Origin of the sequence: Corynebacterium sp. Z-1, from assembly GCF_031844665.1 — a bacterium.
Lineage (GTDB): Bacteria > Actinomycetota > Actinomycetes > Mycobacteriales > Mycobacteriaceae > Corynebacterium > Corynebacterium sanguinis.
In genome coordinates this window covers 260,933-274,060 of sequence record NZ_CP134621.1, presented here as the reverse complement: position 1 = coordinate 274,060, position 13,128 = coordinate 260,933, and the positions used below count along the sequence as shown (strand labels likewise).

Here is a 13,128-nt window from a genome sequence, read left to right as displayed (position 1 = left end):
TGTGCGAAAATGGGCGCCATGACTTACGACCTCATCGTTGTTGGATCCGGGTTCTTCGGCCTCACCGTCGCAGAACAAGCCGCGAGCGAGTTGGGCAAGCGCGTGCTCGTGCTGGAAAAGCGCGGCCACATCGGCGGCAACGCCTACTCGGAAAAGGACCCGGACACCGGCATCGAGGTGCATAAATACGGAGCCCACCTGTTCCACACCTCCAACAAGCGCGTGTGGGACTACGTCAACCGCTTCACCGAGTTCACCGACTACCAGCACCGCGTCTTCGCCATGCACGACGGCACGGCGTACCAGTTCCCGATGGGACTGGGCCTGATCAATCAGTTCTTCGGCAAGTACTACTCGCCGGACGAGGCGCGCGCGCTCATCGAGGCCCAGCGCGAGGGCAAGGACCCCGAGGCCGCTACGAACTTGGAGGAACGCGGCATCGCACTGATCGGCAAGCCGCTCTACGAGGCATTTGTCAAGCACTACACCGCCAAGCAGTGGCAGACCGACCCCACCGAGCTGCCGCCCGAGATCATCTCGCGGCTGCCCGTGCGCTACACCTTCAACAACCGCTACTTCAACGACACCTACGAGGGCCTGCCCGTCGACGGCTACGCCGCCTGGCTCGAGCGCATGGCTGAGCACGAGCTTATCGACGTCCGCCTCAACACCGACTTCTTCGACGTACGTTCGTCCTTTGAGGGCATCCCGGTCATCTACACCGGCCCACTGGACCGCTACTTCGAATACTCGGAGGGCCGGCTCGGGTGGCGCACCCTCGACTTCGAGCAGGAGGTGCTGGACACCGGCGACTTCCAGGGCACCCCGGTGATGAACTACAACGACGCCGACGTGCCGTACACCCGCATCCACGAGTTCCGCCACTTCCACCCCGAGCGCGACTACACCGAGGACAAGACGGTCATTGTGAAGGAGTACTCGCGTTTCGCCGGCGCCGACGACGAGGTGTACTACCCGATCAACACCCCAGAGGACCGCGAAAAGCTGCTCGCTTATCGACGCCTCGCCGCCGCAGAATCCCGCGAGCGCGGCGTGCTCTTTGGCGGGCGCCTGGGCACCTACCAGTACCTCGACATGCACATGGCCATCGGCGCGGCGCTCTCCCTGTTCGACAACCACCTGCGCCCCCACTTCGAGGAAGGCGCGCCGATCGACCAACCGCGCGGGCACTAGGGGGCGCACCCCTTCACCCTAAAACCGGACGCCTCAAGGTGCGGGTGCTCAGCCTAAAACCGCAGCATGTTCGCGGTGTCCGGGTTGACGCGGAAGCCGGCGCGCCCGTGCTGCCTAAGTATTCCGCCGGGGCCCGTCGGGGTAGTCGTCGCCCAGGCCGTATTCGCGGTCGAAGCGCGCCCAGCTGTCGGTGTCGAAGTTGGTGTCGAAGCTGGTGTCGAAGTTCGGGTTGTTGGAAAGGGCGTCGTCAAGCGGCGGGTACTCGGGGGTTTTCGGGCCTTGGGCTCCCATGATGAGAAAGATCGCGCCGCCGATCGCCCCGGCGATACCCGCGAAAACCGCGGTGGGGCCGTCGAGGAACACGAAGGAGACCACGGCGACGAGGAGGAGCGCACCGCCGATGACGAAGTTCGATGCGGGGTTGTTCATGCCCCTAGGGTAGGCGCTGCGGCCAGACCGTGACCGCCTTGTACACGTAGAAGACACAGCAGAGGAACACGACGCTGTTGCCGCAGATCAGCCACGTGGGGGCGTCGTCAAACGCCAATCCGGTACGAAAGTAGCCTGGCAGCCGTCCGATAGCTAGCTGTCTAGGCCGCGTCAAGGCGCGGGCGTGTCGGGGTGGGGCGCTAGTGTTTAGGTCGAAAACAATCACCGAAGCTGAAAGAGAGATTCGTGAGCGCCACACTGGCAGTCGACGTCCTCCAGCGCATCCTGATGCCCCGCAAGGGCGAGCCGCACGACGTGCGCTCGCTCTACCTGCTCGAAGGCGAGCGCAACTTCGCCCGCGTGGCCTGGCCCGATCGCACCACACTGCGCGTGCCCGAAGGCGCTGAGGTGAGCTTGCAGACGTACTTCAACGCGTTCCCCGCCGCGTACTGGCGTCGCTGGTCGCAGCTGGGCCGCGTCATCCTGGCTATGGACGTCGAGGGCGCGGCGACCATCTCCGTCTACCGCTCTAAAGAAGACGGGGTGCGCATCAGCGTCATCAACGTTGAGGCCGCCGACGAGCACGTGGAGATCCCGCTCGAGCTGCGCAACTTCGAGGACGGCGGCTGGCTGTGGTTCGACGTCACGGCGGAGACGGACGCCACCATCTCCAACGCCGGGTGGTGCGCGGATCAGCTGCCCGAGCCGCAGTTGCTCGACGACGGCTCCACCACCGGCCCGGAGGACAAGCGCGTCGCGGTGGGTATTCCCACGTTCAACCGCCCGCGCGACGCGGTCAACGCGCTGCATGCCCTGGCCGAGGACCCGGTTGTGCTCGAGGCGATCACGGACGTGCTCATGCCGGATCAGGGCAACCAGCACCCGGCCGACGAGCCGGACTTCGCGGAAGCCGAGGAGGCTCTCGGCGGGCGCTTGAGGATTTTCCCGCAGGGCAACCTGGGCGGCTCTGGCGGCTACTCGCGCATCATGTACGAGGCCCTGAACAGCACCGATGCCCCGTTCATCCTGTACATGGACGACGACATCGCCATCGAGCCGGACTCCATCCTGCGCGCCGTGCAGGCGGCGCGCTACGCGGTAAGCCCGATCCTGGTCGGCGGGCAGATGCTCAACCTGCAGGACCGCGCCCAGTTGCGCACGACAGGGGAGGCCGTCGACCGCGCCACCTTCATGTGGGGCGCAGCCGAGCACGCTGTCTACGACCACGACTTCGCGCGCTACCCGTTGGGCTACATCGGCTCGGAGGCCGACCACCTCGACCCGAAGAAGTACGACTCGCGCGCGCTCCACCGCCGCATCGACGTGGACTACAACGGTTGGTGGATGAACCTGTTCCCGCGCGTCGTCGCGGAGAAGATGGGCCTGCCGCTGCCACTGTTTATCAAGTGGGACGACACCGAGTACGCCCTGCGCGCCAAGCAAGCCGGTTTCCCCACGGTGACGTGGCCGGGCGCCGCGATCTGGCACATGGCCTGGGCGGACAAGGACGACGCGATTGACTGGCAGGCGTACTTCCACCTGCGAAACCGCCTGATCGTGGCCGCGATGTACGGCCCCGACGACCCGCGGGCGATCCTGCGCAACATGCTCAAGTCCACGTACAAGCACGTGATGTGCATGGAGTACTCCACTATGGCCATCCAGATTGAGGCTATGAAGGACTTCCTCAAGGGCCCCGACCAGCTTTTCGACATCCTGGAGAGCTCGCTGCCGCGCATCCAGAACGTCCGCAAGGACTTCGCCGACGCGCAGGTGATCCCCTCGGCGGCGCAGCTTCCGCCCGCGACCGGCGCGCCGGGCGTCCCCACCAGCAACATCGGCGGGCGCTTGGCCAAGATCAAGAAGCTGCCATGGGCCGCAAAATCGCTGCTCCACCTGCGCAAGGAGGAAGACCGCGCGCACTGGGAGGCGCCGCAGCTCAACCTCACTGCGGAGGAGGCGCGCTGGTTCACCCTCTCGCGCGTCGACTCGGCCACGGTGTCCACGGCGGGCGGCACGGGTGTCGCCTTCCGCAAGCGCGACAAGCAGCTTGCCGACGCCCTCACCGCGCAGACGAGGCAACTCCACGCCGAGATCAAGCAGCGTTGGCCCGAGCTACAGCGCGAGTACACCGCCGCCAAAGCTGAGCTGACCAGCCACGACAACTGGGGGAGGATTTTCGATGAGCAAGCGTGAGGCTGACATCCTCGTCGCCGTTCAAAAGGCGCTGCTCAGCGACCGCGTCGCCGCTGGGGCACGGGCGTTGAGCCATTTCGGCGAGCACGATCTGGGCTGGCTGGCTACGGCCGGCGTTGGGGCGGGCGTCGATAAGCGAAACCGCCGTAAGTGGGCAGCGATGGCCGCGGGCACCTTCACCGCGCACGCGGTATCGGTGGTGCTCAAGCGCATCGTGCGCCGCGCGCGGCCGAGCGATCCGCGCATCACAATCGGGGTGTCCACCCCATCGCGGCTCAGCTTCCCGTCCTCGCACTCCACCTCGACGGCCGCCGCGATGGTGCACCTGGCGGACATTTCTGGCTCGAAGGTGCCGTATGTCGGCATTCCGATCATGATGCTTTCGCGTATGGTGCTTGGCGTGCATTACCCGACAGACACCTTGATCGGGTCCCTCATCGGGGCCAGGGTAGCGAAAGTGGCCATTGGCCTGGAGAAGGAGACACGGTGAGCACTGTCAACCCGACGCCTGGCCATGAAGAGCCGTTTCTGAAGTCCGAACCCCACACCGAGGGCGTCGACATCGCGCGCCAAAAGACGCCGCCGAAGAACCTCGCCGACGCGATGATCAAGGGCCTGCGGCCCAAGCAGTGGGTCAAAAACGTCCTGGTCCTCGCGGCCCCGCTCGCCGCTGGCCTCGACGGCTTGACCTCGCGCTCGCTTATCGACGTCCTCATCGCGTTCGTGGTGTTCTGCTTTGGCGCCTCCGCGATCTACCTGGTCAACGACGCGCGCGACGTCGATTCCGACCGCGAGCACCCCACCAAGCGGTTCCGCCCGATCGCCTCGGGCATGCTGCCGATCAACCTCGCGTACTCGATGGCTGTCGTGCTCATCGTCGCGGCGATCGGACTGTCCTTCCTCGCCACCGACCCCGCCCTGGCGTGGGTGATTGGCATTTATATCGTGCTGCAGCTTGGCTACTGCTTCGGCTGGAAACACATCCCCGTGATCGACATCGCGCTGGTGTCCTCCGGCTTCATGCTGCGCACCATGGCCGGCGGCGTCGCGGCAGGGATTGACCTGTCGCAGTGGTTCCTGCTGGTCGCCGCCTTCGGTTCGCTGTTCATGGCCTCCGGCAAGCGCTACGCGGAGATGCTGCTCGCGCAGGAGACTGGCGTGAAGATCCGCAAGGCACTTGAAGGCTACACGCCGACCTACCTGCGGTTTGTGTGGACTCTGTCCGCGACCGCCGTGGTGATGTCGTACGCGCTGTGGGGTTTCCAACTCGCCAACGCGATCAACGGCGCCGCGTCGATCTGGTACCAGATTTCGATGGTGCCGTTCGTCATCGCGATCCTGCGCTACGCCGCGAAGGTCGACTCCGGCCACGGCGGCGCCCCGGATGAGATCGCGCTGGAAGACCGCGTGCTCCAGCTGCTCGCCCTGGCGTGGATCCTCTGCATTGTGATGGCCGTTTACGTCATCCCTGCTCTGGGGTAGTTGCTCCCGGGGTTGCTTAACAGCCAACGGCGTTGACCGTGACATCTCGGGCTGTGGAATGTCACGGTCAGCGGGTTATGGGGCGCAAAACCGCAGGTCACGGATTGGCGTATGGCGTTGACTGTGACATCTCGGGCTGTGGAATGTCACGGTCAGCGGGTTACGGGGTGCAAAACCGCAGGTCGCCGATCGGCCAACGCCGTTGACTGTGACATCTCGGGCTTCGGAATGTCACGGTCAGCCAGCGGCCGGCCGCAAAACCGCAGGTCACCCATCGCCCCAGGGCGTTGACTGTGACATCTCAACCGCCGAAGTGTCACACTCGACCAACACCCAGGAGCAAAACAGCGGGTCACGGATTAACCGACACCGTCCACCGTGACATCTCACCCCCCGAAACATCACACCAACCCACCAACCCTGGCCGTGATATCTTCTGCCACGCCCAAGGCCGCAGCATTCACTTTCCATGGCCAAAGACCCACTAGACTTTCAGCAATGACTCACAACGTCCGCCTCTCACTTATCGCGTCCACCGTGGTGGCGGGTGTTTTCGCGTTCTGGGGCGGATGGACGCGACGTTGGATCAGCGACGACGGCCTGATCGTGCTGCGCACCGTGCGCAACATCCTCGTTGGCAACGGCCCCGTCTTCAACGTCGGCGAGCGGGTGGAAGCGAACACGTCGACGCTGTGGCAGTACGCGATCAGCGCCGCCGCCTGGTTAACGGGCGCGCGGTTGGAAGCCGTCGCTATGTGGCTCGCACTCGCCTTCACCGTCGCCGCCTGCGCAGTAGCGACCTGGGCAACGGGCCGCTTCTGGGCGGATACGGTGCTGCCTTTTGGCGTCATCATCTACCTCGCCCTGCCCCCGGCGCGCGACTTTGCCACCTCCGGGCTGGAGTGGGGGCTGTCCATCTTCTGGTTCGCGGTGTGGTGGGCGTTGTTGGTCCGGTGGGCGCGCCCGGTCGGCGGGGTGCAGTCCACGCAGGTGGGCTACTTCCTTGCCTTCTGGTGCGGGCTGTCGTGGCTGGTCAGGCCCGAACTAGCACTCTACGGCGGTGTGACGGGCATCGTGCTTTTGGCCGCGAGTCCAGGCAAGTGGTGGAGGATTTTGTTGGTGGCGATTCCGCTTCCGGCGGCCTACCAAATTTTCCGGATGGGCTACTACGGCCTTCTTACCCCGCACACCGCGGTGGCCAAGTCGGCGTCTGACTCCGCCTGGGGGCAGGGGTTTGTCTACCTGTGGGATTTCGTCGGTCCGTACGCTCTGTGGCTGGTCATTGCCGCTGTGCTGGCGATCGGCATCGTGTTGATGCGCGGCGCCCACGGCCGTGAGCGCACGATCGTTCTGCTCACCGTCGGGTGCGGCGTGGTCCACGTCCTCTACGTTCTGCGCGTCGGCGGCGACTTCATGCACGGGCGCATGCTGCTGCTGCCGCTGTTTGCGCTGCTCCTGCCCGTGATGGTGGTGCCGCTGACGCGCCGCATCGGCGCTGCGGTGCTGGTTGTGGCGCTGTGGGCGGGCGCAATCGTGGCAAAGTCGCACCCGTACGACCCGGACTCGCTCGCCCCAGACGGGACCTGGATTGTGGACGAACGGGGATTTTGGGCCTGGGCCACGAAACACGAGCCTGGCGACGCGCCCAAGTACGCCGAGGACTTCCTTGCCTGGGAGCTGATGTCGAACTGGCCGCAGGCCCTCGAGGAGTCACACCGACTCAACGCGGCGCAGATGGAAATTGGGCAAACCGACGAGGAGCCGGCAACCTTCTTCTGGTACCCCCGCCCGCGCACGCAGGCGCAAACCGATCTGAACAACCTGCCGCTGAGCCTCTACCTGCTCAACCTCGGCATGACCAGCATGAACTCGGGCCTGGACACGCGCGTGCTCGACACCGTGGGCCTGGCCACGCCGCTGGCCGCACGCATGCCCCGCGACCCGGAGGGGCGTATCGGTCACGACAAGTGGTTGCCGTTTACATGGCAGATCGCGGACACCGCTGTGGATGTTGATGCGCTGCCGGAGGGCGTCGATAAGCAAGGCGTGCTTCAGGCGCGCGCGGCGCTGCGCACACCCGAGATCCAGGAGCTGCTGGCGACCTCCCGCGAGCCGATGAGCCCGCGCAGGTTTGCGAAGAACATCGCCTTCGCCTTAAGCGGGGGGAGGAGCCTGCAGCTTGACGACGACCCCGCGACCTATCTCGATGAGGGAACGCTGAGTAGGATAAAGGCCGGGGAAGACGTTGGCCTGCACGGCCCACAAATCGCGTGGCCTACCCCTCGATGAGAGGGCATGGCAGCTTTACTATTGGCGTCAAACGCAACAACTTGATAACGTCAACGTCACTATTTAGTGTCAACGCCTTAGGGGGCTTCTGTGTACGCGAGCATTTCCGTGAAGCGCGCCATGATGGCGCTCCTCGTCATTGCGACGATGGCAGCGTCAATGATTGTCGCTGCCCCGAAAGCCCACGCGGCGAACCGGGACTGGCTGCGCGCCGACGCGACCGGCGCCTGCGAGTGGGACCCGGTCAATTACTGGGTCCAGCGCTGCGACGTTTGGTCGGACTCGATGGGTCGCAACATCCCGGTCCAGATTCAGCCGGCAGCACGCGGCGGCAACGCCGGTCTTTACCTGCTCGACGGACTGCGCGCGACGGATTACACGAACGCATGGTTGAGCGACGTCAACGCCGCGCAGACCTACGTCGACTCCAACATCACCCTGGTGATGCCCGTCGGCGGCAAGTCCTCCTTCTACGCCGACTGGAGGGCCCCGGCGACGTACGACTTCAACAACCCGGTCGTGTACAAGTGGGAGACCTTCCTCACTTCCGAGCTGCCCGGCTATCTGCAGCAGCACTTCGGGGTCGCGCCCAACAACAACTCCATCCTCGGCCTGTCCATGGGTGGCACAGCCGCGATGAACCTGGCGGCGAAGCACCCGGATCAGTTCCGCCAGGTCCTGTCCTTCTCGGGTTACCTCGCCACAACGATCCCGGGTGGCCAGACCGCCCTGCGCCTGGCGCTTCTCGACGGTGGCGGCTTCAACATCAACGCGATGTACGGCTCGATCCTGAGCCCGGAGCGCTTTGAGAACGACCCGTTCCTGAACATGGATGGCCTGCGTAACTCGGACGTCTACGTTTCCGCGGGCGCGGCCGTGCCGGGCCCGGGTGACGCGGGTTACCTGCCGCAGCACATCGCCTCGGGCGTTGCGCTGGAGGCGTACTCGAACTTCACCACCCGCCTGTGGGGGCTGAAAGCCCGCGCCTCCGGCATCAACTTCACCGAGGTCTACACCCCGACCGGTGTGCACAACTGGGTGCAGTTCGGCAGCCAGCTCGAGGCGACGAAGCCTCGCGTCCTCGATGTCATGAACGCCTGGTAAGAAGGACCCAGATCACGCCATGAAGCCGCTCGCTGTAGTCACCGGTGCCACCTCAGGAATCGGCCGCGCCACAGCGCAGCGGCTTTGCGCTGACTACCACGTCATTGGCACAACCCGGAATCCGGAGTCGGTCTCCGACGCGATTGCCGGGGTGACCTACCTCGGCCTTGACCTGCAAGACCCTGACTCGATCGAGCGCTGCGCGGAAGAGATCCTCGCTGTGGGCACGCCCGAGGTTGTGGCCAACAACGCGGGGGAGTCGCAGTCGGGGCCGTTCGAGGAGCTGCCGCGCGAAGCGCTCGAGCGATTGTTCCAAGTCAACGTGATCGGGCACGTGGACCTTACCCAGCGCCTCGCGCCCGCAATGCGCGACGCCGGGCGCGGTCGAGTGGTTATGGTCGGTTCGATGCTGGGCAGCTTCCCGCTGGCGTACCGTTCCAGCTACGTCGCCTCCAAGGCCGCGATCAAGGGTTTCGCGCTTGCGGCGCGGCGCGAGTACTCGCCGTTCGGGGTGTGGTTTAGCGTCGTCGAGCCCGGCTCCATCGCCACGGGCCTGTCCGCGCGGCGCACGAAGTACGTCGACGAGGGCGGGCCGTTTGCCCAGGAATTTGCCAGGATGCTGCACAAGCTTGACACCAATGAGCGCTCCGGGATCAGTGCCGAGCGCGTCGCCAAGCAAATTGCTCAGGTAGTTGAGGCGGATAAGCCGAAGCCGTTCTATGCGTGCGGATCGGCAGCGTGGCTGGCGTTTCCGGTGTCGCGGCTTGTGCCTCGACAGTGGATGCTCAACCTCATCTCTCGCAAACATGCGCTTTAGTCACATTGGTTGCGGCGTGTCACACGTATAAACTCTCAAGTAAAACTTAAGCTTTCGAGTACCGTAACAAGTACACCGGTGCGACCGATTAACTCGTTGTGCATGCGTACCGGGGGAGGGGAACCCCCGGAACGGGCGCATGACGTACCTTTCACGGACCCACAAACAGGAAAAGGCAGGATATTCATGCGTGAACTTCGTTCCCCGCGTCTCACTCAGAGCCGCAACTGGCTCATCGCGGCCGCAATCCCCACCGCGCTGGTGGTCGGCGCATCCGCGGCTCCCGCTGTCGCCCAAAACAGCCTGCCGGGGCTGTCGAGCTCGGGATTCTCCGACAACATCCGCCCGTCCGACCCGCCGCAGCGCACCCCCATCGAGGTGGACAGGAATCCGCAGATCCCGGGCCTTCCCGCCGGGGTGTCGGTCGACCGCATCGAGTGGCTGACCAACCGCCGCGTCGCCGTCTTTATCAAGTCGGCGGCGATGCCGGAGCAGCTCATGCAGGTGCAGATCCTGCTCGCCCGCGACTGGCACTCCAACCCGGAGGCGACGTTCCCCGAGGTTTGGGCGCTCGACGGGCTGCGCGCGCGTGACGACGAAAACGGATGGACCATCGAGACGAACATCGAGCAGTTCTACGCCGATAAGAACGTCAACGTCGTCCTTCCTGTCGGCGGCGAATCCTCCTTCTACTCCGACTGGCAGCGCCCGAACAACGGCAAGAACTACAAGTGGGAGACCTTCCTGACGAAGGAACTCGTTCCGATCCTCGACAACGAGTTCCGCTCCAACGGCAAGCGAGCCGTGGTCGGCCTCTCCATGGGCGGCACCGCCGCGATGAACCTCGCGGAGCGCAACCCCCACCTGTTCGACTTCGTCGGCTCCTTCTCCGGCTACCTGGACACCACCACGGCGGGCATGCCCCAGGCCATTCAGGCGGCACAGATGGATGCCGGCGGGTACGACTCCCTGGCCATGTGGGGCCCTCCCGGCTCCCAGGACTGGATCGACCACGATCCCAAGCTGGGCATCGAGAACCTCAAGGACATGACGGTCTATGTCTCGGCGGGCAACGGCCGTGACGACTACGGCCAGCCGGATTCCGTGGCCAACGGCCCGGCGAACTTGGCGGGCGTCGGCCTCGAGGTGATCTCGCGCATGTCCACGCAGACCTTCCTTGACTACGCGGCGCGCACCTCAGTCAAGCCGATCGTCCACTTCCGTCCCTCGGGCGTTCACTCTTGGGAGTATTGGCAGTTCGAGATGGTCCAGGCGTGGCCGTACATCGCGGATTCGCTCGGGTTGTCCAAGGACGATCGCGGCGCAGACTGCGCGCCCATCGGCGCGATCGCCGAGGCCACCAAGTCCGGCGTCATCGGCTCGTGCGTCAACAACGAGTACGACATCGCCGGCGGTAAGGCCGAGGACTTCCGCGGCGGTACCGCGTACTGGACTCCGGACACCGGGGCGCACGCGCTTTTCGGCGCTATCCTGGCCAAGTACAACAGCCTCGGTGGCCCGCAGGGCTGGCTCGGCTTCCCCAAGACCGGCGAGATGATCACCCCGGACGGGGTGGGGCGCTACGTCCACTTCCAGAACGGCTCGATCTACTGGACCCCGTCCACCGGCGCGTACGCCATCCCTGGCGACATGTTTAACGCGTGGGGCGAGAACGGCTACGAGCGCGGTGACCTGGGCTACCCGGTCGCGGAGTCCCAGCAAATCGGCGAGGGCTACGTGCAGAAGTTCCAAAATGGCTACCTCACCCGGAACCCGGATGGCAGCCACAACATTCTCCACGGTGCGATCGGCGCGAAGTACGGCGAGATGAACACCGCCGCCTCCCCGCTCGGGTACCCGAGGAGCAACGAGAGGAAGATCAACGGCGGCGTCTACCAGGAGTTCCAGAACGGCAACTTCTACTGGTCGCCGGAAACCGGCGCACACGTGATCTACTACGGCGCGATTTTCGACCGGTGGGGCGCAAACGGCTGGGAGCAGGGCCGCTTTGGCTGGCCTGTCTCCGACCAGCGCGACATCCCCGCCGGCGGGCGCACCATCGACTTCCAGAACGGGACGATCTCTGAGATCAACGGCGTCGTTAATGAGCGGATGCGCTAGGGCATGAAACATCTTCTTGCAGCCGCCGCGATCGCGGCGGCTTGTGCCCTTACCGCGTGCGGGTCCAGCACCGTGGACAGCTCGGAGGTGACGTCGGCGCAGACGTCGTCAAGCATGCCTGCGACGACGACCGAGTCCACCGAAACGACGGCGACCACGTCGACGACGACCACCTCTGCTGCCCCGCGCCCCGCCGCGCCGGCCCCGGGTGCAGACGCGCCCGCCCAGGAAGTTGAGTCAGTGCCCGAGCAGGGCCCGGCGTTCACCCCTGAGGAAGACGCCTACCTGGAAGCGCTCAGGAACCAGGGCATCAACGTCCAAGGGGTTGAAGCCCAACTCACAGCCACTGGGGTTAGTGTCTGCGACGGAAGTACCATCATTCGTGACGCGGTTGCCGGGCAGCTCATCGAGCAGCGTCGCACCGAGCTCGCCCCCGACGCCGTCTCTACGCTTATCGACGACTCCGCGCACGAGCACCTGTGCTAGCTGACGCTAGCCGCCTCTTTTAAGGAGCATTTGTGCGCAAGCTGTTAATCGTCGTCTCCGTCATCGTCGTCGTGATCCTCATCGCGATGGGCATCGCCCAGTGGCGCTCCGGTGAGGGGCCGACCTTGCCGGAGCCGCCGATTGCGTTGCCGACCGACGAGTCGCCGGAGCCGACCTCGGAACCCGCATGGTGCCCAGCGGTGCAGTTCGTCTCGATTCCGGGCACGTGGGAGAGCTCGCCTGACGACGACCCGTTCAACCCGCAGGCGAACCCCTACAGCTTCATGCTCTCGATCAGCCGACCTCTCCAGGAGGCCTACGACATCGGGCAGGTGCGCGTGTGGACGACCCCGTACACCGCGCAGTTCCGCAACATCCAGTCGGAACAGGGCCGCCAGGAGATGACCTACGACCAGTCCCGCGAGGAAGGCACGGCGCGCACCAACGGCGAGCTCGAGTTCGTCAACACCACCTGCCCCAGCACGAAGTTCATCATCGCCGGGTTCTCCCAGGGCGCGGTGATCGCCGGCGACATTGCTAACCAGATCGGCACGCGTAACCACCCGGTGCCGCCGGAGAAGCTGCTCGGCGCGGTGATGATCGCCGACGGGCGCCGGGAAAACGGTGTGGGCGTCAACCCTGGCGGCGAGCTTCCGGGGGTCGGCGCCGAGATCGCGCTGAAGCCGCTGCAGGGGGTGGTCAACGCCGTCACCCCCGGGGCGACCATGACGGGGGCCCGGGAGGGCGGCTTCGGCGAGGTCTCTGACAGGGCGTTTCAAATCTGCGCGCCCGATGACTCCATCTGCGACGCGCCCCAGGATATCGGCACTTTGATTGCCCGCGCGGGCGACTTGATGCTGGCTAACGGCACGCATGCGATGTACGCGTCCAACCCCAATGTGATCGACGGCACTACGGCTCCGCAATGGACGGTAGATTGGGCGCGTGGCGTGATCGACGAGGAGTTGCGCACCAGGTAACAATTTGGATAACGAAACTATATAGTAATG

At 65.1% G+C, this 13,128-nt stretch carries 11 protein-coding genes; 10 read left to right on the top strand and 1 reads right to left on the bottom strand.

Going from position 1 to position 13,128, the window contains the following annotated elements; translation table 11 throughout:
* The first annotated feature begins 18 nt into the window (after window positions 1-18).
* The gene (gene glf, locus RIU96_RS01300) at window positions 19-1,194 is read left to right on the top strand and encodes a UDP-galactopyranose mutase (RefSeq protein ID WP_311205051.1); all 1,176 of its coding nucleotides are present in this window, start codon (window positions 19-21) and stop codon (window positions 1,192-1,194) included.
* Window positions 1,195-1,308: 114 nt separating this feature from the next.
* Here glf and RIU96_RS01295 read toward each other — a convergent pair whose 3' ends face one another.
* The gene (locus RIU96_RS01295; protein WP_144740306.1) at window positions 1,309-1,623 is read right to left on the bottom strand and encodes a hypothetical protein; all 315 of its coding nucleotides are present in this window, start codon (window positions 1,621-1,623) and stop codon (window positions 1,309-1,311) included.
* A gap of 246 nt (window positions 1,624-1,869) precedes the next feature.
* Between RIU96_RS01295 and RIU96_RS01290 the strand changes: the two genes are divergently transcribed.
* The 9 genes from RIU96_RS01290 to RIU96_RS01250 all read left to right on the top strand — a co-directional run bounded on the left by RIU96_RS01290 (window position 1,870) and on the right by RIU96_RS01250 (window position 13,098).
* The gene (locus RIU96_RS01290; protein ID WP_311205050.1) at window positions 1,870-3,819 is read left to right on the top strand and encodes a glycosyltransferase; all 1,950 of its coding nucleotides are present in this window, start codon (window positions 1,870-1,872) and stop codon (window positions 3,817-3,819) included.
* Complete coding sequence (locus tag RIU96_RS01285) at window positions 3,806-4,309, top strand: phosphatase PAP2 family protein (protein WP_144317728.1); 504 nt, start codon at window positions 3,806-3,808, stop codon at window positions 4,307-4,309. The genes RIU96_RS01290 and RIU96_RS01285 overlap by 14 nt, the downstream gene beginning before the upstream one ends.
* Window positions 4,306-5,301 (top strand): decaprenyl-phosphate phosphoribosyltransferase, encoded by a 996-nt coding sequence (locus tag RIU96_RS01280; RefSeq protein ID WP_144689815.1) that lies wholly within the window; start codon window positions 4,306-4,308, stop codon window positions 5,299-5,301. The genes RIU96_RS01285 and RIU96_RS01280 overlap by 4 nt, the downstream gene beginning before the upstream one ends.
* Before the next feature lie 498 nt (window positions 5,302-5,799).
* Window positions 5,800-7,590 (top strand): arabinofuranosyltransferase AftB family protein, encoded by a 1,791-nt coding sequence (locus tag RIU96_RS01275; protein ID WP_144779883.1) that lies wholly within the window; start codon window positions 5,800-5,802, stop codon window positions 7,588-7,590.
* 120 nt (window positions 7,591-7,710) lie between these two features.
* The gene (locus RIU96_RS01270) at window positions 7,711-8,694 is read left to right on the top strand and encodes an alpha/beta hydrolase (protein ID WP_144689894.1); all 984 of its coding nucleotides are present in this window, start codon (window positions 7,711-7,713) and stop codon (window positions 8,692-8,694) included.
* Between the two features lie 19 nt (window positions 8,695-8,713).
* Window positions 8,714-9,511, top strand: a complete 798-nt coding sequence (locus RIU96_RS01265) for an SDR family oxidoreductase (protein WP_144317731.1) — start codon at window positions 8,714-8,716, stop codon at window positions 9,509-9,511.
* Window positions 9,512-9,697: 186 nt separating this feature from the next.
* Complete coding sequence (locus tag RIU96_RS01260; RefSeq protein WP_144689818.1) at window positions 9,698-11,632, top strand: alpha/beta hydrolase-fold protein; 1,935 nt, start codon at window positions 9,698-9,700, stop codon at window positions 11,630-11,632.
* Between the two features lie 3 nt (window positions 11,633-11,635).
* Window positions 11,636-12,118, top strand: a complete 483-nt coding sequence (locus RIU96_RS01255) for a hypothetical protein (RefSeq protein ID WP_136649046.1) — start codon at window positions 11,636-11,638, stop codon at window positions 12,116-12,118.
* A 32-nt stretch (window positions 12,119-12,150) separates the two neighbouring features.
* A complete protein-coding gene (locus RIU96_RS01250) occupies window positions 12,151-13,098 on the top strand; it encodes a cutinase family protein (protein ID WP_144773463.1) in 948 nt (315 codons plus the stop codon).
* The last annotated feature ends 30 nt before the right edge of the window (window positions 13,099-13,128 follow it).

Bases quoted from the DNA above. Each gene is read 5' to 3' on its own strand.
- glf (WP_311205051.1), top strand. From the start codon at position 19: ATGACTTACGACCTCATCGTTGTTGGATCCGGGTTCTTCGGCCTCACC.
- RIU96_RS01295 (WP_144740306.1), bottom strand. From the start codon at position 1,623: ATGAACAACCCCGCATCGAACTTCGTCATCGGCGGTGCGCTCCTCCTC.
- RIU96_RS01285 (WP_144317728.1), top strand. From the start codon at position 3,806: ATGAGCAAGCGTGAGGCTGACATCCTCGTCGCCGTTCAAAAGGCGCTG.
- RIU96_RS01275 (WP_144779883.1), top strand. From the start codon at position 5,800: ATGACTCACAACGTCCGCCTCTCACTTATCGCGTCCACCGTGGTGGCG.
- RIU96_RS01270 (WP_144689894.1), top strand. From the start codon at position 7,711: ATGATGGCGCTCCTCGTCATTGCGACGATGGCAGCGTCAATGATTGTC.
- RIU96_RS01265 (WP_144317731.1), top strand. From the start codon at position 8,714: ATGAAGCCGCTCGCTGTAGTCACCGGTGCCACCTCAGGAATCGGCCGC.
- RIU96_RS01260 (WP_144689818.1), top strand. From the start codon at position 9,698: ATGCGTGAACTTCGTTCCCCGCGTCTCACTCAGAGCCGCAACTGGCTC.
- RIU96_RS01255 (WP_136649046.1), top strand. From the start codon at position 11,636: ATGAAACATCTTCTTGCAGCCGCCGCGATCGCGGCGGCTTGTGCCCTT.